We start from the raw sequence: 20,571 nt of genomic DNA, 5'->3' as shown, positions 1-20,571 counted from the left end.
TAGTCATCGATCTTGACGTAGAGTGCGGTCAGAAGGGTGTTCAGGTCTGTCGTCACAAACGGATCTTGAACACCCTTCGTCCGTCTCCAGCCACCGCCCCGACTTACGCATTACTCGTCTAGGGGCCCGCTGGCGGCGACGGGAAGAGCCACTCCGTGCGGAGTTCGAGGATCGGGAGTACCCGGCAGGGGTGAAGGCGGTCCCTGCTCAGCGGGCGCAAATGGCCCGCGATTCATGGGGGACTTCGAGAAGCCCACCGACCCCCGATCGGGAGCGCCCAGCCCGAGACAAAGCGCCGCCTCCGGAACGGCGAGCAACCGCGACCGCCTGCGATCCATGGACGACGTCAAGGGATGCGCCGATCTGGAATAGCTACGAAACACGACGATCGGGAATCCCCGGCCGCGAGTTGACGTGTGGTCCCTGGTCGGCAAAGAGCCTCGACTGTCGGCGGTTCGTGCCCTTCGAGGGTCGCGCCGGTCCGGATCATTTGGGTCAGTGTGGCGGTCGGGTAAGGCGGTCCTGGTCGGCGATGGGTCTCGATGGCCCGTGGTTGCGGTGCCTTCGAGGGCGCATTGGTTGAACAGCCGCCGAGAGCTTCGCTTGGCGAGTGGCGCTGGTGGCTGCGGTTGGTGGGTGACTTCGGGGAATGCCGATCGGGGCGAGGTCGGCGATGAGTCTGGGTGGGTCTGTGGTTGCGGTGGCTTCGAGGCGGGCACTGTTGGAACAGCCGCGAGAACTTCGGTCGGCGTGCGGCGCTGGTGGCCTGCGGTCGTGGATGACCTCGAGAGGTGCCGGTCCGGATCAGTCGCGAGTTCAACGATGCGAGTGCCTGGTCGACGTGACGGCAGCTCTGTCGGCGAAGAGTCCCGATGGGTTCGCCGTTCCGGTGGCTTCGAGGCGCGCACTGTCGGAACAGCTGCGAGAACTTCGGTCAGCGCGCGGTGCCGGGGGCCCCCTGCGGTTCGTGGGACCTTCGGGGAGTGTCGATCGGGGTGAAGGTGGGTCCTGGTCGGCGATAGGTCTCGATGGTCTGTGGTTGCGGTGACTTCGAGGGGGAGTGCCGGTCCCGGATCTGTTGCGATAGGGGTGCCCGCTCGAGGTGAAGACGGCTTCGGGCGGCGGCGAAGAGTTTCGATGTTGCGGGGGCCTTGCGGCGCGCACGGGTCGGAGCAGCCGCGCGACCTCGGCCCGCGAGCAGCCTGACAGCCCTCGATTCGCGGGAGAACCACCAGGGCGCACCTGTCGGAACAGTTGCAGGAGTACAACCGAGGGGGAGTGCCCCTGAGAGGTGCCGGCGGTGCTCTGGTCGGCGAGTAGCGTCGCTCGACTGCGGCGTGTGACCAACCGGCCCACCGGACCAGAACAGTCGCCGGGACCTTGACCGGGCTCCTGCCTCCAACTACCTCGTGCGGCGGCGTGGTCACTTCGTCACCGGGACCACGGCCGTGATGTCGACCTCCAGCAGCGCGCCCGGGCGGAAGAGCCGTGACACCTCGACAGTGGTGCTGGTCGGCAGTGCGCCATCGAGGTACTTGGCGCGGACCTCGCCGTACTCGCGTAGGCGTGACATGTCCGCGAGGTACGTGCGGATGTTCACCACGTCGGCGAAGGTGGCGCCGCGGTCGGCGAGCAGTGCGGCGATCGCCTCGAAGACCTGCTGGGTCTGGGCCCGCATGTCGTCGCCGCCCACGAGGTTGCCCTTGTGGTCCAGTGCGACCTGGCCTGCCAGGACCAGCAGTCGTGCGCCGCCGAGGTCGATCTCGGCGATGTTGGAGTACGCCGCGGCGGGTGGGGGTGCGGTCGGCGGGTTGTGGAACGTGACGGTCATGGTGTGCCTCGTGGGTCGGCCAGTACGCCCAGTTCGGCGTCCGGCGGGGTGGTGTTCAGGCGGGCCAGCGCCGCTGTCGCGAGCGGGCCCGCCCGGGGGCCGAGAAGGGTCAGGTCCTTCGCGGCGAGCGACGTCGTGAAGTGCGCGCCATCGCCCCGTGCGCGGGTGACGAACTGGGCCATCGGGCCCGCCGCGAGCAGCGCCTCCGCGCTCACGTTCAGGCGGTCCGCCAGTTCGCGGAGTTCGCCCAGGAGGGCCAGGCCGCCGACGAGCGCGGTGTTGACCACCAGCTTCGCGGCCGCCGCGGATCTTGGGTCGGGGAACGGCACCACCGTGCCGAACACCTCGAGCACCTCGCGGACACCCGCGAGGTCGCCGCCCGCGAACACGGTCAGCTCACCGGCCCGCGCCTTGCCGACGCTGCCGCCGACCGGCGCGGCGACCAGCCGTCCGGGCACCAGGCCGGCGAGCGCGGTGACGGCCTCCGGGCCGATGGTCGACATCTCGACGAGCACGGTCCGCGGCCCGAGGCAGGCGGCACGCACGACCTCCTCGACCGCCGCGGGCCCGGAGAGCATCGTGACGACGACCTCCGCGCCCGCGGCCGCCGCCCCGGGGCTGTCCGCGCTCGTCGCGCCCGGCACCGACCGGCCGGGGCCGCGGTTCCACGTGGTGACGTCGTGGCCCGCGGCCACGAGCCTGCCCGCCATGGGCAGGCCCATCGTGCCGAGGCCGAGGAACGCGATCTTCACGACACGAACCTAGGTCCGCGCCGCACATGCGACAAGCGAATGATTCGCATGTCAGCGATGACCTACGCTCATGGGTATGGACACCGTCCGGCTCACCGTCTTCCGTGCCGTCGCGACGCTCGGCTCGTTCACGTCGGCCGCGAAATCCCTGCGGTACACGCAGTCCGCGGTCTCCCGCCAGATCGCCACGCTCGAGGACGACCTCGCCGTCGCGTTGTTCGACCGGGAGGCCCGCGGCGTGCGGCTCACCGAGGAGGGCCGGGTGCTGCTCGCGCACGCCGAGGCGGTGCTCGACCGCCTCGACGTGGCCCGCAGGGAGCTGGCCGCCCTGCGTGCCGTCGACGGCGGACGGCTGCGCATCGGCGCGTTCGCGACCGCCGAGGCCGCGCTGGTGCCGAGGGCGATGGTGGCGTTCCGCCGGGACTTCCCGAACGTCGAACTGTCCCTTTCGGACGGTCTCACCGCGACACTGGTGACCCGGCTGCGGGCCGGGGAACTGGACGTGGCGGTGGTGAACCACGGCCCCGCCCTCGACGGCCTCACCACCCACCACGTGCTGGACGACCCGCAGTTCGTCGCCCTGCCGCCGGACCACCGCCTCGCGCGCCGCGCGTCGGTCCGGCTCACGGAACTGGCGGAGGAGAACTGGATCGCCGGCTCCACCACGGTCGAGGACACGCTCATCGGCGCGTGCCTGCGGTCCGGCTTCCGCCCCGCGGTGCGGTACGTCGTGCAGGAATGGACGGCGAAGCAGGGTCTCGTGGCGGCGGGCCTCGGCATCACGCTGGTGCCGGGCCTGCTCGTGGGCGCGGTACGCCCGGACATCGTCCTCAAACGTTTGCGCAGCCCCGACATGACACCGCGCAAGGTCGTCGCCGCCGTCGCCGACAGAGCGGTCGTGCACCGATTTCTGCCGTACCTGGCGGACAGCGCCCGCGCCCTGCTCACGGCATGCCGCGCGGCGGGATGACGTTGCGGTCCGCCGCAAGCGTTGTCGCCATGGTCAGCCACGTGGCCGCCGCGACGTCCGGCGCCGGGCGGTCGCCGAGCAGGCGGTGCGTGATCCGCCGCGGCGCCACGCCCTGCAACGCCACCCGCGCGGGCGCGCTCGGCCGCGCGTAGGCCGCCGACAGCAGCGCCCACAGCACGGCCGCCGTCCGGCGGTCCACTTCGGACCGGCGGCGGACGCCGAGGTGCGCGGCGTCCACGGACGGCGCGGGCGTGAAACACCCCGCCGGCACGCGCCGCCGCACGGTGAGCGCGAACCGGCACGACCACCACGCCGCCTCCAGGTCACGGGGGCGCGCGGCCGTCAGGCGTTTCGCGAGGCCCCACTCCACCACCAGCTCCGCACGCGCGAAGCCACTCGAAGTGGGCGTCAGCAGGCGGCGCAGCAACGGCGTCGACACCCCGAACGGGATGCTCGCCACCACCGCGAACCCGCGCCGCGGCAGGCGGACCGTGCGCAGGTCCTCGTGGACCACGCGCACCCGAGGGCGGTCACCGAAGCGGCGCCGCAGCTCCGCGGCGAACCGGGCGTCGCGTTCGACGGCCAGTACCCGCGAGCCCGTGCGGGCCAGTGGTGCGGTGATGGTGCCGGGGCCCGCGCCGAAGTCGATGACGAGGTCGTCCTCGCCCAGCCGGGCGGCGGAGACGAGGGCGGTGATCACCCGCGTGCTGGACAGCAGGTGCACACCGGAAGAGGACGCGGCGGGACGCCGCGATCGGGAAGACATGAGTGCCTGGCTCCAAGCCGGAGAAAGCCAACGAGGGGTGCTTGGAGACAGCGGCGGGTGAACGCCGTCAGGAAGAGAACGAGGGAACCGCCGCTGTCAGCGCCGGCGCAGCCTCAAGAACGCACTCATACCGCCCACGATAGGGCGCACGGCAACCGAATTAAGCTCGTCGCCATGGTCGACGTACTGGTCATCGGTGGTGGCATCGCGGGCATCTCGATCGCCTACGAGCTGGCCGCCGACGCGCGCGTGCTCCTCGTGGAGGCCGAACCCGAGCTGGCCCGGCACACCACGGGCCGCTCCGCCGCGATCTACGCGCCCAGCTACGGCGGCCCCGTCGTCCGCGAGTTCACCAGGGCCAGCGAGGACCTCTTCGGCGACGGCGTCCTCACCCCGCACCCGGCACTGTGGATCGCCGTCGACGACGAGGGCGTCGAGCACATCGAGAAGCTCACCGACGACGGGGGAGCCGAGCCTGTCACCGCGCAGCAGGCCGTCGAGATGTGCCGCGTCCTGCGGCCGCCGCTCGCCGCGGCCGTCGACCGCACCGCGCAGGACATCGACGTGATGGCACTGCACAGCCGCTACCGCCGCGGGCTGCGGGAACGCGGCGGCGAGATCCGCACCGGCACGCCCGTCACCGAGCTGCGCCGCGACGGCACGGGCTGGGTCGCGGGCGACATCAGGGCCGACGTCGTGGTCAACGCGGCCGGTGCGTGGGCCGACCGCGTCGCCGAGCTGGCCGGGGTGCCGCCGATCGGGCTGCGGCCGCTGCGCCGCACGCTCGCGATCGTGCCCGCCGAGGCCGACCCCGCCTGGCCGATGGTCGCCGACGCCGCCGACCGCTTCTACTTCCGCCCCGACAGCGGCGGCCTCCTGGTCTCCCCGGCCGACGAGACGCCGAGCGACCCCTGCGACGCCAAGCCCGAGGACGTCGACGTCGCGACGGCACTCGAGCGGGTCAACGCCGCCACCACGCTCCGGCTGCGGTCGGTGCGCACGGCGTGGGCGGGGCTGCGGTCGTTCGTGGCCGACCGCGAACCGGTCGTCGGCGCGTGGCCGGACCACCCGGGGTTCGTGTTCTTCGCCGGTCAGGGCGGCTACGGCATCCAGATGGCGCCCGCGCTCGCCCGTACGGGTGCCGACGTCGTCCTCGGCCGGGTCCCGGCGTCCGCGATCATGTCGCCGCGCTGACCGGACAACTAGGGTGACCCCCAGACAAGGCGGGAGGAGTCCAATGGCGGACCTTGCGGCACGGCTCGAGGAGATCGTCGGCGCGGGCAACGTGCTCACCGGCGACGCGATCGGCGACGACTACGCGCACGACGAGACGCTGACCGCGACGGCGACCAAGCCGGCGCACGTCGTGCGGCCCGCGAGCGCCGACGAGGTGGCGGCGGTGCTGACGCTCGCCGCCGAGACCGGCACGCCGGTCACCGCGCGCGGCAGCGGCAGCGGCCTGTCCGGCAGCGCCGTCCCGCGCGAGGACGGCATCCTCGTGTCGTTCGAGCGGATGAACAAGATCCTCGAGATCGACACGGTCAACCACGTCGCCGTCGTGCAGCCGGGCGTGACGCTGCACGAGCTGGAGGCGGCGACCGCCGAGGTCGGCATGGTGTACCCGGTGTACCCGGGCGAGCTGTCCGCGAGCCTCGGCGGCAACGTGAACACCAACGCGGGCGGCATGCGCGCGGTCAAGTACGGCGTCACCCGCCACCACGTGCTCGGCCTGCAGGCGGTGCTGCCGACCGGCGAGACCATCCGCACCGGCGGCAAGTTCGTGAAGGCGTCCACCGGCTACGACCTCACCCAGCTGATCGTCGGATCCGAGGGCACGCTCGCGCTGGTCACCGAGGCCACCCTGAAGCTGCAGCCCCGCATGAAGGAGCAGGCGACCGTTCTCGCGCCGTTCCCCGACCTGGCGTCGGTCGCGACCGCGGTGCCCAACGTCGTCGGCTCCGGGCTCGGGCCGCTGATCCTCGAGTACATCGACGCGCTCACCATGGGCGCGATCACCTACACCGCCGACCTGCAGCTCGGGATCCCCGACGAGGTCAAGGAGAAGTCGCAGGCCTACCTGGTGGTGATGCTGGAGAACAACTCCGCGCAGCGCCTGGAGGAGGACGTCGAGGCGGTCGGCACGCTGCTGTCCGAGCTGGGCGCGCTGGACGTGTACTCGCTGCCCGGCGGCGCGGCCCGCAAGCTCATCGAGGCCCGCGAGAAGGCGTTCTTCACCGCGAAGGGCGCCGGCGCCGACGACATCATCGACACCGTGCTGCCGAGGGCCGCGCTGCCCGAGTTCTTCGCAAAGGTGCTCGAGATCGCGCAGGGCAACCAGACGCTGGTGGTCGGCTGCGGCCACGCCGGGGACGGCAACGTGCACCTGGCCGTGTTCCAGAAGGACACCGAGGTGCGGCACCGGGTGCTGCACGAGCTGTTCGCGGCCGGCATGGCGCTGGGCGGCGCGATCTCCGGCGAGCACGGCATCGGGCGGGAGAAGAAGCACCACTTCCTCGAACTCGAGGACCCCGCCAAGATCGAGCTGATGAAGCGGATCAAGCAGGCCTTCGACCCGCGGGGGATCCTCAACCCCGGCGTCCTCTTCGACTAGGAGATCACGATGAACGGCGCCCAGGCGCTCCTGCGGACCCTCGTCGACGGCGGCGTCGACACCTGCTTCGCGAACCCCGGCACCTCCGAGATGCACTTCGTCGCCGCGCTCGACGACGTGCCGGAGATGCGTGCGGTGCTGTCGCTGTTCGAGGGCACGGTGACCGGCGCCGCCGACGGGTACGGCCGCATGGCCGACCGCCCGGCCGCGACGCTGCTGCACCTGGGGCCCGGCATGGCGAACGGCCTCGCGAACCTGCACAACGCGCGCCGCGCGCACACGCCGCTGATCAACGTCATCGGCGACCACGCCCGCTACCACAAGGGGTTCGACGCGCCGCTGGAGTCGGACATCGACGCGCTGACCGGCTGGCTGCACGGCTGGTCGCGCACGTCGAAGGCGCCGGAGGAGATCGGCGCCGACGCGGCCGCCGCGATCGCCGCCGCCATGCAGCCGCCCGGCCAGCTGGCGAACCTGGTGCTGCCCGCGGACGTGTCGTGGTCCGAGGGCGGCGTCGTCGGCGAGCAGGTCGAGCCGGTCGCCGCGCAGCCCGTCGAGGACGACCGGGTCGCGGAGATCGCGAAGGTCCTGCGGTCCGGGGAGCCGGTCGTGCTGCTGCTCGGGCACGGCACCACCCGTGAGCGCGGGTTGCTGGCCGCCAGCCGGATCGCCGCGGCGACCGGGGTGAAGCTGTTCGCGGAGACGTTCCCGGCGCGCATCGAGCGCGGGGCGGGGCTGCCCGCGGTCGAGCGGCTGGGGTACCTGGCCGAGCAGGTGCAGTGGCAGCTGTCGGAGGCGAAGCACCTGGTGCTGGTCGGGGCGAAGTCGCCGGTGTCGTTCTTCGCGTACCCGGGCAAGGCGTCGGAGCTGGTGCCGGACGGGTGCCAGGTGCATGTGCTGTCGGTGCTGGGGGAGGACGGCACGGGTGCGCTGGAGAACCTGGCGGACCTCGTCGCGGCCGACGCGCGGCCGGTGCTGCAGGAGGCGTCGCGGCCCGCCGTGCCGTCCGGCGCGCTGACCCCGCAGAACTGGACCGAGGTGATCGGCGCGCTGCTGCCCGAGGGCGCGATCGTGTCCGACGAGGCCAACACGTCGGGCCTGATGATCCCCATGACGACGGCGGGGGCACCGCGCCACGACGTGCTGACGTTGACCGGCGGCGCCATCGGGCAGGGCCTGCCGGTGGCCGTGGGCGCGGCGGTCGCGTGCCCGGACCGGCCGGTGGTGTGCCTGCAGGCGGACGGCAGCGCCATGTACACGGTGTCGTCGCTGTGGACGATGGCCCGCGAGGGCCTGGACGTGACGACCGTCGTGCTCAACAACCGGGCGTACGCGATCCTGCGGATGGAGCTGTCACGGGTGGGCGCCGCGGAGGCGGGCCCGAAGGCACGTCAGCTGCTCGACCTGTCCGGCCCCGACCTGGACTTCGTGTCGATGTCGAACGGCATGGGTGTCCCGGCGACCCGCGCGACCACCGCGGAGGAACTGGCAGACCAGTTCGCGAAAGCACTGGCAGAACCAGGCCCCCACCTGATCGAAGCCATGGTCCCACCCCTCCTCTGACAACCCCGCGAGTCCCCCGTTCGGGCCTCGCGAGTCCCCCGCTGGGAACCCGCGAGTCTCCCGTTCGGGCCTCGCGAGTCCCCCGTTGGGAACCCGCGAGTCTCCCGTTCCGGACCGCCGAGTTGGCGGTTCAGCTCCAACACCGTCAGAGCCGAACCGCCGGTTCGATGGTCCTGAACGGGAGACTCGCGCGTCCTGAACGGGGGACTCGCGGGTCTGGAACGGGAGACTCGCGCGTCCTGAACGGGGGACTCGCGGGGTTTGGGTGGGTGGGGCAGGGGTGCTGGCTGCTATCGGGTCGGTAGCTGTGCTAGGAGTTCGTCGGTGGTGGCGACCACGCCTAGCTTCGGGAAGACGTACTCCACCGCGAAGTCGTGTGCGCGCTGGTCGAGGCCCGCCATCGCGTCCGAGACCAGGACGACCGAGTAGCCGTGGTCGTCGGCCGCGCGGGCGGTGGACTCGACGCCGAAGTTCGTCGCGATGCCGCCGAACACGACCGCCTCCACGCCGCGTTCGCGCAGGTGGTCGTCGATGTCGCTGTTGCCGAACGCGCCCCAGCTGTGCTTCACCACCACCACGTCGCCCTCGGCGGGCGCGACGGCCAGCTCGCTGCCCTCCGGCTGCACACCACCGGGCCGCTCGACCCGGACCCACACCACGAGCCCGCCGAGCCGGCGGAACGCGTCCGCCAGCCGCACGCACCGCTCGAAGACCTGCTCCCCGGAGTGCGGCGCGGTCGGCATCGCGATGATCCTCGGCATCAGATCGACCAGGACCATCGCCGTGCGCCGCGGATCGAGGTTCAATGGGCTCATGTCCGCGAAGCCTAACGACGCCGGCTTGTTCGGCCCGGACTCGGTCAGCTGGCAACTGCACGCGGAACCCGCCATGTGGCTCGCCGGCATCCGCAGCCTCTACCTGCAGGCACTGCACCCCCGCGCGGTCGCGGGCATCGTGCAGAACTCCGACTTCCGGGGCGACCCGCTCGGACGGCTCGTGCGCACCGCCAACTTCGTGGGCGCGGTCACGTACTGCCCGCGTGACGAGGTGGAACGGCAGGCGGCGAAGGTGCGTGCCGTGCACCGGTCGTTGCGCGGCGTGTACGAGGGGCGCACGTTCCGCGTCGACGAGCCGGAGCTGTTGCTCTGGGTGCACTGCGCGGAGGTGTCGTCGTTCCTGACGGTCGTGCGGCGCGCGGGTTTCCCGCTCACCGCCGCGCACGCCGACCGCTACCTCGACGAGCAGCGCCGGTCGGCGGCCCTCGTGGGCCTGGACCCCGACGAGGTGCCGGGGTCCGTCGTCGCGATGCGCGCCTACCTCCGGGACATGCGGCCGGTGCTGCGGCGCACCGAGGACACCGACGCCATCTACGACTTCCTGCACCGCCCGCCGGTCGGCGGCAGGCTCGCGCTCGGGCTGTCGGTGTACGAGCCGCTGGTCGGGCACCTCGCGTACTCGCTGCTGCCCCGGTGGGCGGTGTCGCTGTACGGGCGGCGCGCCTACCCGCACGCCGTCAGCACGGCGATGATGAAGACGCTGTCGGAGACGTTGCGCGCGCTGCAGAAGACCGTGCGCACCGTGGTCCGCGAGCCGCGGCTCGGACCGCTGGTGCCACACCCCGTGCTCGCGGCACGGCGCCTGGGCACGTGGGCGTTCCCGTCGGCGCGGAAGCTGCCCGCCGCTGCCTAGTTGGCGTGCGCTTCCTGGAAGCGGATGACCAGCGCCTGCGGCACGCGGCCGCGCTCGGCGACCGTCTCGCCCTGGCTGCGGGCCCACTCGCGCACGGCCTGCGTGTCCGGCTTGCCGTTGGTCGTCGCCACCCTGGGGGCGCTGGCGCCGCGCTGCTTGCGGCCGCCGACGCGGCGGGCGTGGCCGACGAACTCGGCCAGCGTGTCCCGCAGGCGGGCGGCGTTGCCTGCGGACAGGTCGATCTCGAACTCGACCCCGTCGAGGGCGAAGGTCACGGTCTCGTCGGCCTTCCCACCGTCAAGGTCGTCGACCAGTTCGAGAATCGTTCGCTGCGCCACAAGGTCCTCCGAGTCGGATCCGAAACAACGCCAAGAGCTTAGCGCGGTGCGACGATGTGGCGGCGCGACCCGCGCGGCGGCAGACTCGTCGCGTGGATCTCTCGACGTTTCCCCGTGTCCCCCTCGGTTCCTGGCCGTCGCCGCTCGACCCGTGTCCCCGCCTCAGCGCGGAGCTCGGCGCGACCGTGCTCGTGAAACGGGACGACGTCGGCGGCATCGGGCTCGGCGGCAACAAACTGCGCAAGCTCGAGTTCACGCTCGCCGCCGCGCTCGCCGACGGCGCCGAGAAGATCGTCACGTTCGGCGGGGTGCAGACCAACCACGGCAGGCTCACCGCCGCCTCGTGCGCACGGCTCGGGTTGCGGTGCGAGCTGGTGCTCACCCGGTCGGTGCCGAGGTCCGGCTTCGCCTACGACCGGTCCGGCAACGTCGCGCTCGACGAGCTGTTCGGGGCGCGGGTGCACGTCGTCGACACCGACGACGAGGCCGCCGCGCTCGCGGCCGAGCTGTCCGACGACCGGACGGTCACGCTGCCGGTCGGCGGGTCGAGCGGCCTCGGCGTGCTCGGCTACGTCGCCGCCGCGGCCGAGCTGCGGGAGCAGCTGGGGGACCGGGAGGTCGACCGGATCGTCTGCGCGCTGGGCAGCGGGGGCACCGTGGCGGGCCTCGCGCTCGGCACCGGCACGCCGATCACCGCCGTCACCGTGTCGCGGAAGGCGGACGCGGCGATGGCGGTGGTCGAGCAGGTCGCGGGCCTCGCCGCCGAGGTGCTGAAGTCCGGGAAACCGAAGCTCGACCACGTCACGCCCGACGACAGCGCGCTCGGCGAGGGCTACGGCGTGCCGACCGACGAGGTGTGGGCGGCGCTGCGGCTGTTCGCGCGCACCGAGGGCATCGTGCTCGACCCCGTGTACACCGGGAAGGCGGCGGCGGGCCTGATCGCCGGGGTGCGCCCGGGGGAGACGGTCGTGTTCTGGCACACCGGCGGCGCGCCCGGCCTGTACGGGTACGCCCCCGACCTGGCCGCCGAGGCTAGGCGCTGACCTGGATCTGCAGCGCGTTGCCCGCGATCTCCGCCAGGGTCTCGTCGTCCGGAGTGGACGGTGCGCCGATCCACACGACCTGCACGAGCTTGAGGCTGTTGCCCTCCCGGCCGCTCGCGAACGCGGCCGACTCGAAGAACGGCTTCGACTTGCCCGGCCACGGCTCGCCTTCGGTCGACGCGTCGGCGATCGCGCCGCTGCCGGGCCGGTCCGCGACCTCGTTCAGCTCCCCGGCCAGCACGGTCTCCGGGAACCGCAGCACGGCGACCAGCACCGCGGCCCGCTTGCCGTCCGATGTGGACTCGTAACGGGCGCGCACCAGCTCCGAGCAGCGGTTGCGTTCCAGCCACACCTGCACGTCGCCGTACGCGTGCGCCGCGCAGTCGGTGTCGGTGATCGTGCCCTTCGGCTCGAACACCATGCCGTTGACGGTCACACCGCTGGTCTCGGTGCGGGTCGTGGCAGGCTGCCGTGCCTCCTCGTCCGGCGAACCGGCGGACGCGACCGCGTACACGATGCCGGTGAGCAGCAGCAACGCCACCAGCACCGCCGCGCTCGCGGGCAGCCACCGGAGCGGGGCGCCCTTCGGCTTCTGCGTGGCGGGCCGCTGCCGGGGCGCGTCGACGCGGGGGATGAACGTGGTGCTGGCGGCCGCCAGCTCGGGGACGGCGGCGGTCGCGAAGCCCTCGCCGGACAGGTCGACGTTGCCTGCGTCGGGCGCGAGGGCGGCGATGATCGCCTGGGCCTGCGCGATCGTGCACGGCCGCTGGTGGACCGCGAGCTCACGGGACGCGTTCAGCAGCGTCTTGGGTTCCGGGTGCAGGATCCGCACCCCGCGCAGCAGGTCCGAGGTCGGCTGGTGGACCTGCGACACGTACGGCCCGACCGCCACGACCGTGCCCACCGGCAGCGGCTCGACCTTCGCGTCCTCCAGGGTGCGGCTGATCACGCCGACGACCTTCAGCGCGTCCACCGCCGGGTTCACCGCGCCGTCCGGGCGCACGAGCGGCCAGCCGTCGGTCTTCCACTGCCCCGACATCGGCGCGTCGAGCCGCACCGCCGGGTCCGGCAGGTCGACACCCACGACGACCAGCACGCCCCTCGGCAGCACGACCACCGCGTCGACCGCGCGGTCGGCCCCTTTCGGGTGTAACCCGACCAGGGCGACGCCACCCACGATCGAGTCGCCGCGACCCCACGACGTCAACGCCGCGCGCACGTCGGCGCCGACGGTCGACACCTCGTCACCGATCCGCACCACCCGCACCGCGTACCCCCTGACAGAACGCATTGCGGACCGACAGGCCCGACGGCACAACGGTAGCCAAGGGCCGATAGTGTGGCGTAACTGCCCGTGGTCAGGGCACAATGGACGCGCGTGTGTCACTGAGGCACCGGCTGTCACGAGGACGTAGGGGAAGACGAATCCTCGTCGAGCAGCGGAGGTCAGCAGTGAGCACTCGTGGCGTTGTGTACGTCCACTCGTCGCCGTCTGCGGTATGTCCGCACGTCGAGTGGGCTATTTCGGGCACCCTCGGGGTGCGCGCGAACCTCCAGTGGACCGCGCAGCCCGAAGCAGCCGGTCAGCTCCGCGCAGAGTGCGGGTGGACCGGCGATCCCGGCACGGGCGCGAAACTGGTCGCCGCCCTCAAGGCCTGGCCCATGCTGCGCTTCGAGGTCACCGAGGAGCCGAGCCCCGGCGTCGACGGTGAGCGGTTCTGCTTCGCCCCCACCCTCGGGCTGTGGCGCGCCAGGACGAGCGCGAACGGCGACATCGTCGTCGGCGAGGACCAGTTGCGTGCCATCGCGGTCACCGCCCGCGCGGGTGAGGCGTTCGCCCACAAGGTCGACGAGCTGCTGGGTGCTTCCTGGGACGCCGCGCTGGAGCCGTTCCGGCGGGCGGGTGACGGGGCTCCGGTGACCTGGCTGCACCGCGTCGGGTGAACGTGGCAGTCTTGCCGACGTGTCCACGGGGTCCCCTCGGCAGCTGTGGTTGCTGCCGGTGCTGCTGATCACGGTGAGCGCGACCGCCATCGGCGGTCTGCTGGCGCGCGACCTCTACGCGGAGCAGCCCGCCGACCCGCCGCCGACCGTGGTGGCGACCTCCCCGTCACCGAAGCCGTCGGGGCAGCAGCCGGGGCCCGCGACCGTGCAGGGCACCGCCGACGCGGTCGCCCACCCGCTGTACGGGAGGCTCCAGCCGCTGCTCCAGACGTACTTCGAGGCCATCAACGACAAGGACTACCAGCGCTGGTCGTCGGTGGTGACCCACGAGCGGCAGACCAACCAGCCCGAACAGAAGTGGCAGCAGGAGTTCCGCACCACCAAGGACGGCAACATCGTCATGCACCGGATCGAGGCCCGTGGGGACGGGACGGCGCGGGTGCTGCTGACGTTCACCAGCACGCAGGACGTCGCGGACGCGCCCCGGGAGCTGCCCCGGCCGTGCATCCACTGGAACGTGGTGTGGGCGTTCTCGGCCGAGGACGGCGACTGGAAGCTGGCCGCGGGCCCGGCGTCGGCGACACCGCAGCACGAGCCCTGCGGCTGACACGTTCGCGGTGCCTCCCCGGGGTTGGCCGCGTCGCGGCCCCGGCACATCGCCCTGTGGACAACCCGGCCTCGGCCGCCCGTTCCTGTCGGTGGTCGCCGCTACGCTGGATGCCGGGGGGCCGGCGGCCGCCGTCGATCATGAGCGGCCTGCCCGCCACCAGCGGCGACGGGCAGGCCGGCCGGTCATGTGCCGCAGTTCGACGTGGGCAGGCTCGACAGGCTGGGCGGGGTCACGCCGTCGTAGATCGCCAGCAGCAGCGGCTGCGGGCAGCGCTTCACGCCGTCCGCGGTGCGGATCTCGATGTGCAGGTGCGGGGCGCCGGAGTTGCCGGTGTCGCCGGTCGTCCCGACCCTCGTCCCGGCGCTCACCGACGCGCCGTCGGCCACGGACCGGGCGGACAGGTGGCAGTACACCATCCGCGAGCCGTCCGGCCGCACCAGTCGCAGGCCGGTGCCGCAGGTCGTGCTCGAGTAGTGCTCGGCGCGCGACGCCGTCATCGCGTACGCGGGTACGTACGACACGATCAGGTCGATCGCGGGCGTGCCGTCCCAGTGCCCGACGTTGTAGTCGGAGCGGCCTGCCGCCGAGCGGTCCAGCGGCAGCGCCCACCCGCCGGTGCCGCCACCACCACCGCCGACCAGCGTCTGCCAGGTCTGCGGGCCGACCACGCCGTCGGCCGCCAGCCCGTGCGCGCCCTGGAAGGTGCGGACGGCGCGGTCGGTGGCCGCGCCGAACTGCCCGTCCACGGCGAGTCCCGAGCCGTACCGGTTGAGCTGGGTCTGCGCGGCCCGCACCGCCTCGCCGGTGCTGCCTTGCCGGACCGAGACGACCAGCTTGGGCCACGTCTGGGCGCCCACGGTCCCGTCGGCGGTGAGGCCGTTGGCGCTCTGGAACGCCACGACCGCCGACCTGGTGGCAGAGCCGAAGGCGCCGTCAGCGGCGATGTCGTGGCCGTGGTGGCGCAGCAGGTACTGCACCGTGGTCACGTTCGGGCCGGTGGCGCCCTGGCCGACGTTCGGCCAGGCGGGGAGCGCGTTCGCGGGCGCGCTGAACAGGAACATGGCGGCCAGGACGGCCACCACGGTCGGGAAGAGTCGGGGTAATCGCATGTGCATGGCCTTTCGCGCAGGGTACGAACGGTCGGAAAAACACTAACCAGCCGGTCGTTCCAGGCAAAAGGCCCAGATGCACGAAGGGCACCTCCGCGGCGGGAGGTGCCCTTCGAAAAACTCAGGCGGCGGTGAAGACCAGCGCCACGTTGTGCCCGCCGAACCCGAACGAGTCGTTCATCGCGGCGGTCAGGTCGAGCTTGCGCGCCTCCCCGGCCACGACGTCCAGCTCCACCTTCGGGTCCTGGTTCTCCAGGTTCCTGGTGGCCGGGATGATGCCGTGGTAGATCGACAGCAGCGTGATGATGCTCTCGACCGCGCCCGCGCCGCCGACCAGGTGCCCGATCGAGCTCTTCGGGGCGGTCAGCACCGCGTGGTCACCGACCGCCTTCTTGATCGCGACCGCCTCGCCGATGTCGCCGACGACCGTCGACGTGGCGTGGGCGTTGACGTGGCCGATGTCGGCGGGGGTGAGACCCGCCTGCCGGATCGCCTGCGTCATCGCGTTGATCTGGCCGATGCCCTCGGGGTGGTTGCCCGTGATGTGGTAGGCGTCGGACGTGATGCCGGTGCCCGCGAGCTTGCCGTAGACCCGCGCACCCCGGGCCCGTGCGTGCTCCGCCGACTCCAGCACCAGCACGCCCGCGCCCTCACCGAGGATGAACCCGTCGCGGTCGATGTCGAACGGGCGCGACGCCCGCTCCGGCTCGTCGTTGCGCAGCGAGAGGGTGCGGGACTGCGCGAAGCCGGCCACCGTGATCGGGTGGATGCACGCCTCCGCGCCGCCCGCGACCACCACGTCCGCGCGACCGGTCTGGATCATCTGGTACGCCTGGGCGAGGCCCTCCGCACCGGACGCGCAGGCCGACGCCGGGGAGTGCACCCCGGCCCGTGCCCGCAGTTCGATGCTGACCAGCGCCGCGGGCCCGTTGGGCATGAGCATCGGCACGGTCAGCGGTGACACCTTGCGCAGGCCGTGCTGCTCGAGCAGGTCGTCCTGGTCGAGCAGCGTGACCGGACCGCCGATGCCGGTGCCGATCGCGACGCCGAGGCGGTCGGGGTCGACCGGCTCGTGCTCGTCGGACGGCAGGTCGTACCCGGCGTCCGCCCAGGCCTGCCGTGCCGCGATCACCGCGATCTGCTCGCAGCGGTCCATCCTGCGCAGTTGCACCCTCGGCAGGACCTCGGAAGGCTCCACGGCCAGCGGGGCCATGAGCCGGGACGGCAGGTCGTACTTCTGCGCCCACTCGGTGTCGTTGGTCTTGATTCCGTTGCGGCCGGCGATCAGCCCGTCCCATGTGGACGTGACGTCACCGCCGAGCGGAGTGGTCGCTCCGATACCGGTGACGACGACTTCGACCGTGCTCATGGCGTCTCCGTGATCCTTACTGAGGGTGTTCGGGGAAACCGTCAGGCGTTCTTCGAGACGTACGCCACGGCGTCGCCGACGGTCTTCAGGTTGGCGAGCTCAGCGTCGGGGATCTTGACCTCGAAGCGGTCCTCGGCCTGCACGGCGATCTCCACCATCGACAGCGAGTCGATGTCCAGGTCGTCCACGAAGGACTTGTCGGCGGTGACCTCGTCGGCCTCCACGCCGGCGACCTCTTCGACGATCTCGGCGAGGCCGGCCAGGATCTCCTCGTCGGTGGGCTTCTCTGCCATGCTTCTTCTCTCCTTTGTTGGCCCGGACCGGACGGCCCGGAAGTGTTCGTGCTGGTGAAGATTACGGGCAGACCACGACCTGCCCGGCGTAGGACAGGCCCGCGCCGAACCCGATGAGCAGGGCGGTGTCCCCGGAGTGGATCCGGCCGGCGGCACGCATGTGGTCCATGGCCATCGGGATGGACGCGGACGAGGTGTTGCCGGAGGTCACGATGTCGTCGGCGACGACCATGTCCTCCCGCGCGCCCTCCTTCCGCAGCTTCTTCGCGATCGCCTCGACGATCCGCAGGTTGGCCTGGTGCGGGATCAGCACGTCGATGTCCGACGGCTGCACCCCGGCCAGTTCCAGCGCCCGCATCGCGATCGGCGCGATCTTCGTGGTGGCCCAGCGGAACACCGACTGGCCCTCCTGGAAGATCTTCGCCTGCTCGGTCATGCCGATCATGTCGACCAGGTCGCCCGCGGTGCCCCACGCGACCGGCCCGATGCCCGGCTCGTCGGACGGACCGACGACCGCGGCGCCCGCCGCGTCGGCGAAGATGATCGCGGTGGACCGGTCGACCGGGTCGACCACGTCGGTCAGCTTCTCCGAGCCGATCACCAGCGCGCGCCGCGACGAGCCGGCGCGGACCAGGTCGGAGGCGATCCCGAGGGCGTAGCAGAAGCCGGCGCACGCGGCGTTCAGGTCGAACCCGCCCGCCGCCTTGATGCCGATCAGGTCGGCGACCTGCGCGGCGGCGTTCGGGATCGGCGCGGTGGACGTGCAGTTCGCGACGATCACGGTGTCCAGGTCGGACGGCGAGAGCCCGGCCGCGGCGATCGCCTTGGACCCGGCCTCGACGGCCATGCTGACGACGGTGTCCTTCTCCCCGGCGAAGCGCCGCTCGGCGATGCCGACGCGCTCGCGGATCCACTCGTCGCTGGTGTCCATGATCTTCGACAGGTCGTCGTTGGTGACGACACGCTCCGGCTGGGCGCTGCCGATGCCGAGGATGCGGGTGGCGGGAACGCCTGACGCGCTCCGCAGTGCGGTCATGGTGGAGGTCACTCCTCGTCGGCGGTGGTGCGGGCGGCGGCCACCTTCGCCAGGTCGTCGGGGGTCTTGAGCGCGGCGGTGGTGGTCCCGGTGAGCTCGCGCTTGGCGAGGCCGGTCAGCGCTCCGGCGGGTGGCAGCTCGGCGGTGGCGTGCACGCCCAGCTCTTTCATGGTGGCCATGCAGAGGTCCCAGCGGACCGGAAGCGTGACCTGATTCACGAGCCGTTCGAGCACCTCGGCGCCGTCGGTGACGCGGGTGCCGTCGGCGTTCGACAGCAGCGTGCGGGCCGGGTCGGCGACCGTGACGTCCTTGGCCTTGGCCCGGAGCGCCTCCTGCGCGGTCGCCATGTAGCTCGTGTGGAAGGCCCCCGCCACCTTGAGCTTGATGACCTTCCGGACGAAGTCGGGCTTCTCGGCGACGATGGCGTCGATGCCCGCGATCGGCCCGGCGGCCACGATCTGGCCCGCCCCGTTCATGTTGGCGGCGGTGAGGTCGTGCTCGCCAAGCCAGGCGACGACGTCGTCCGGCTCCCCGCCCATGACCGCGGCCATCCCGGTCGGCGCGAGGTCGCACGCGGCGGCCATCTCCCGGCCCCGGACGGCGGCGAGCGCGACCGCGTCGTCGCTGGTCAGCACACCCGCGACGGCCGCGGCGGCCAGCTCGCCGACGGAGTGCCCGGCGACCACCACGTCGTCGGGCAGCGGGAACCGGGCGGCGAGCACCTCGTAGGCCAGCAGTGACGCGGCCACGACGAGCGGCTGGGTGACGGACGTGTCCTTGATGGCGTCGGCGTCCGCGACCGTGCCGAGCTCGACCAGGTCGAGTCCCGCGAGTTCGGACCACGCGGTGAGCCGCTCACGGGTGCCCTCCACCTCTAGCCAGGGGGAGAGCATGCCGGGTGTCTGTGAGCCCTGACCGGGGGCGAGGAGAGCGAGCACATAGTCAAGGGAACACGCTGACCCGGGCGTGACGGCATGCTGGAACGGACGAAGTCGAGCTGGCGCGGTTGTAGGAACCCTACAAAGGTTACTGCCGCATGAACGGTAAAGAGGGTTTTCCGTAGTAGGTCACTACCACAGACCCCGTGCCCGCGACAGTCTCCCGACGGCAAGTGCGATGCGAAGCACGAGCGCGTCCCGAGGCAGGTTCGCGTTGTGCCCGGTGATCTCCGTGGCCTTCCGCAACCGGTACCGGACGGTGTTCGGGTGCACGAACAGCAGCCGCGCACAGGTCTCCAGCACGCCGCCGACCTCGAGGTAGGTCTCGACGGTCTCCAGCAGCGCCCCGCCCGCCTCTTCCAGGGGCCGCGCGATCTGGTCGATGAGCTGCCACTCGGCTTCGGGGTCGCCTGCGAGCGCCCGTTCGGGGAGGAGGTCGGTGGAGCGGACGGGCCGCGGCGCGGACGGCCAGGCGACGACCGCCCGCAGCCCGGAGAGGGCCTCGACGGACGACCGGTGCGCGTCGGCGATGTTCGCCACGGTCGGTCCGGCGACGACGGGGCCGTCGCCGAAGGACGCGGTCATCTTCTCGAGGACCCGGGGCTCGTCGGTGTCCCCGGCGAGGACGACGACGAGGCGGGAGCCCTGCACGCCGAGGAGGACCGGCCGGCCCGCGCGGGCGGCGCGGCTGCGGACCTCGTAGAGGACGGTGGGCGGGTCGTCGGAGGGGGAGTTGCCGACGAGGACGGTGGCGGGTTCGTCGAGGTCCCAGCCCAGTGCCGCGGCGCGGGAGAGGAGGGATTCCTCGGCGTCGCCGCGGACGATGGCGTCGACGACGGAGGCTTCGAGGCGGGCGTCCCACGCACCGCGGGTCTCGGCGGCGGTGGCGTAGGACATGGCGGAGGTGAACGCGACTTCGCGGCCGTAGCGGAGGACGGCCTCGGTGAGGACGTGCCGTTCGTCCTCGTTGGCGGCGAGGTCGGGGACTTCGCGTTCGATGACGTGGACGGCGACGCGGACCAGTTCGACGGTCTGGCGGAGGGAGATCCAGCGGGACAGGTCGCGGGGGGCCTGGCGGAAGGCGTCGGCGGTGAGGCGGATGGCGTCGCCCTGGTCGCGGAGGTAGGCGGTGAAGCCCGCGGCCCCGGTCTGTGCGATGAGCTGGACGGAGGCGCGCTGGTCGGCGGGCATGCGGCCGAACCAGGGGAATTGCTCGTCCATGGAGGTGAGGGCGGCGGAGGCCAGCTTCCCGGAGGCGCGGTCGAGGGCCGCAAGCGTCTCCTGCGACACCTTCACCATGGAGATGAGCCTAGCGATCGCGTTCGGTGGGGCACGGGGTTTCGCCGTCCTGGGTGGTCCCCGTCTTGGGTTTGTCCTCGCCGGACGGGCGTCCTCGCCGGAGGGCGTCCTGCCGGACGGGCCTCCTCGCCGGAGGGGCTGGTCTCCGGGATGGCGGGGGTCTTGCACGGGGCTGGTTTGGCATGGACTGGTGTCCGTGGCGGTGCCTGCCATCCCGTCGACCTCCCGGAGGGCTATCACACCGCGTCAAGGGGGCCCGGCGGCTTGGGCACGGGGTTGGCTCGTGCTTCGGGCCCCCTTGACCCGGCGTGATCGGGCTTCGCCAGGTCGACGGGATGGCAGGCAGGCAGCCCCTTGGTGAGCTGCGCTCAGCTTCCGCGCTGCGCCATGGCCCCGAAGTGCAAGCGCGC

Annotated in this window: 20 protein-coding genes; 8 read left to right on the top strand and 12 right to left on the bottom strand. The window is 72.1% G+C overall.

Annotated features, from left to right (window positions below; all coding sequences use genetic code 11):
* Positions 1–1,423: 1,423 nt before the first annotated feature.
* Together ACYQ77_RS31725 and ACYQ77_RS31720 are read right to left on the bottom strand one after the other, a co-directional pair.
* A complete protein-coding gene (locus tag ACYQ77_RS31725; RefSeq protein WP_459717694.1) occupies positions 1,424–1,831 on the bottom strand; it encodes a RidA family protein in 408 nt (135 codons plus the stop codon).
* Entirely contained in the window at positions 1,828–2,583 is a 756-nt protein-coding gene (locus ACYQ77_RS31720) for an NAD(P)-dependent oxidoreductase (protein ID WP_459717692.1), read from the bottom strand. The genes ACYQ77_RS31725 and ACYQ77_RS31720 overlap by 4 nt, the downstream gene beginning before the upstream one ends.
* A 76-nt stretch (positions 2,584–2,659) precedes the next feature.
* Between ACYQ77_RS31720 and ACYQ77_RS31715 the strand changes: the two genes are divergently transcribed.
* On the top strand, positions 2,660–3,553 hold the full coding sequence (locus tag ACYQ77_RS31715; RefSeq protein ID WP_459717689.1) for a LysR family transcriptional regulator: 894 nt from the start codon (positions 2,660–2,662) through the stop codon (positions 3,551–3,553).
* Here ACYQ77_RS31715 and ACYQ77_RS31710 read toward each other — a convergent pair.
* Positions 3,528–4,319 carry an rRNA adenine N(6)-methyltransferase family protein gene (locus ACYQ77_RS31710; RefSeq protein ID WP_459717686.1) on the bottom strand — a complete coding sequence of 264 codons (792 nt, stop codon included), beginning with the start codon at positions 4,317–4,319 and terminating at the stop codon, positions 3,528–3,530. The two genes, ACYQ77_RS31715 and ACYQ77_RS31710, sit on opposite strands and share 26 nt — an antisense overlap.
* Positions 4,320–4,493: 174 nt before the next feature.
* On the opposite strand from ACYQ77_RS31710, the gene ACYQ77_RS31705 reads away from it, so the two are divergent.
* The 3 genes from ACYQ77_RS31705 to ACYQ77_RS31695 are packed head-to-tail and all read left to right on the top strand — an operon-like array spanning position 4,494 to position 8,493.
* Complete coding sequence (locus ACYQ77_RS31705) at positions 4,494–5,513, top strand: NAD(P)/FAD-dependent oxidoreductase (RefSeq protein WP_459717683.1); 1,020 nt, start codon at positions 4,494–4,496, stop codon at positions 5,511–5,513.
* 43 nt (positions 5,514–5,556) lie between these two features.
* A complete protein-coding gene (locus ACYQ77_RS31700; RefSeq protein WP_459717681.1) occupies positions 5,557–6,930 on the top strand; it encodes an FAD-binding oxidoreductase in 1,374 nt (457 codons plus the stop codon).
* 9 nt (positions 6,931–6,939) lie between these two features.
* Positions 6,940–8,493 carry an acetolactate synthase large subunit gene (locus tag ACYQ77_RS31695; protein WP_459717679.1) on the top strand — a complete coding sequence of 518 codons (1,554 nt, stop codon included), beginning with the start codon at positions 6,940–6,942 and terminating at the stop codon, positions 8,491–8,493.
* 290 nt (positions 8,494–8,783) lie between these two features.
* Here ACYQ77_RS31695 and ACYQ77_RS31690 read toward each other — a convergent pair whose 3' ends face one another.
* Positions 8,784–9,308, bottom strand: coding sequence for an isochorismatase family protein (locus ACYQ77_RS31690; protein WP_459717676.1), 525 nt, complete (start codon positions 9,306–9,308; stop codon positions 8,784–8,786).
* Between ACYQ77_RS31690 and ACYQ77_RS31685 the strand changes: the two genes are divergently transcribed.
* A complete protein-coding gene (locus ACYQ77_RS31685) occupies positions 9,307–10,182 on the top strand; it encodes an oxygenase MpaB family protein (RefSeq protein ID WP_459717674.1) in 876 nt (291 codons plus the stop codon). The two genes, ACYQ77_RS31690 and ACYQ77_RS31685, sit on opposite strands and share 2 nt — an antisense overlap.
* On the opposite strand, the gene ACYQ77_RS31680 is transcribed toward ACYQ77_RS31685, so the two are convergent.
* Positions 10,179–10,520: a histone-like nucleoid-structuring protein Lsr2 gene (locus tag ACYQ77_RS31680; RefSeq protein WP_459717671.1), complete on the bottom strand. Its 342-nt coding sequence runs from the start codon at positions 10,518–10,520 to the stop codon at positions 10,179–10,181. The genes ACYQ77_RS31685 and ACYQ77_RS31680 overlap by 4 nt on opposite strands.
* A gap of 92 nt (positions 10,521–10,612) precedes the next feature.
* On the opposite strand from ACYQ77_RS31680, the gene ACYQ77_RS31675 reads away from it, so the two are divergent.
* Entirely contained in the window at positions 10,613–11,563 is a 951-nt protein-coding gene (locus ACYQ77_RS31675; RefSeq protein ID WP_459717668.1) for a D-cysteine desulfhydrase family protein, read from the top strand.
* Here the strand turns inward: ACYQ77_RS31675 and ACYQ77_RS31670 are convergent.
* Positions 11,553–12,854, bottom strand: a complete 1,302-nt coding sequence (locus tag ACYQ77_RS31670; protein WP_459717666.1) for a hypothetical protein — start codon at positions 12,852–12,854, stop codon at positions 11,553–11,555. The two genes, ACYQ77_RS31675 and ACYQ77_RS31670, sit on opposite strands and share 11 nt — an antisense overlap.
* A 161-nt stretch (positions 12,855–13,015) precedes the next feature.
* Here ACYQ77_RS31670 and ACYQ77_RS31665 point away from each other — a divergent pair, with 161 nt between their 5' ends.
* Both ACYQ77_RS31665 and ACYQ77_RS31660 read left to right on the top strand, forming a co-directional pair.
* The gene (locus ACYQ77_RS31665) at positions 13,016–13,507 is read left to right on the top strand and encodes a DUF3145 domain-containing protein (RefSeq protein WP_396106015.1); all 492 of its coding nucleotides are present in this window, start codon (positions 13,016–13,018) and stop codon (positions 13,505–13,507) included.
* Between the two features lie 19 nt (positions 13,508–13,526).
* Positions 13,527–14,114, top strand: a complete 588-nt coding sequence (locus ACYQ77_RS31660; protein ID WP_459717663.1) for a hypothetical protein — start codon at positions 13,527–13,529, stop codon at positions 14,112–14,114.
* 185 nt (positions 14,115–14,299) lie between these two features.
* Here ACYQ77_RS31660 and ACYQ77_RS31655 read toward each other — a convergent pair whose 3' ends face one another.
* The 6 genes from ACYQ77_RS31655 to ACYQ77_RS31630 all read right to left on the bottom strand — a co-directional run bounded on the left by ACYQ77_RS31655 (position 14,300) and on the right by ACYQ77_RS31630 (position 20,161).
* Complete coding sequence (locus ACYQ77_RS31655) at positions 14,300–15,226, bottom strand: peptidoglycan-binding protein (protein ID WP_459717660.1); 927 nt, start codon at positions 15,224–15,226, stop codon at positions 14,300–14,302.
* 121 nt (positions 15,227–15,347) lie between these two features.
* A complete protein-coding gene (locus ACYQ77_RS31650) occupies positions 15,348–16,595 on the bottom strand; it encodes a beta-ketoacyl-[acyl-carrier-protein] synthase family protein (RefSeq protein ID WP_459717658.1) in 1,248 nt (415 codons plus the stop codon).
* A gap of 41 nt (positions 16,596–16,636) precedes the next feature.
* Positions 16,637–16,888, bottom strand: a complete 252-nt coding sequence (locus tag ACYQ77_RS31645; RefSeq protein ID WP_459717657.1) for an acyl carrier protein — start codon at positions 16,886–16,888, stop codon at positions 16,637–16,639.
* A gap of 61 nt (positions 16,889–16,949) precedes the next feature.
* On the bottom strand, positions 16,950–17,924 hold the full coding sequence (locus ACYQ77_RS31640; RefSeq protein WP_459717654.1) for a beta-ketoacyl-ACP synthase III: 975 nt from the start codon (positions 17,922–17,924) through the stop codon (positions 16,950–16,952).
* 8 nt (positions 17,925–17,932) lie between these two features.
* Positions 17,933–18,862: an ACP S-malonyltransferase gene (locus tag ACYQ77_RS31635; protein WP_459717652.1), complete on the bottom strand. Its 930-nt coding sequence runs from the start codon at positions 18,860–18,862 to the stop codon at positions 17,933–17,935.
* Positions 18,863–18,994: 132 nt separating this feature from the next.
* Positions 18,995–20,161 carry a PucR family transcriptional regulator gene (locus ACYQ77_RS31630; RefSeq protein WP_459717650.1) on the bottom strand — a complete coding sequence of 389 codons (1,167 nt, stop codon included), beginning with the start codon at positions 20,159–20,161 and terminating at the stop codon, positions 18,995–18,997.
* Positions 20,162–20,571: the final 410 nt, after the last annotated feature.

It is taken from the genome of Actinophytocola sp. KF-1, from assembly GCF_054661535.1.
Note: the sequence above shows the minus strand (reverse complement) of the source record. Positions and strands in the feature narration are given on the sequence as shown.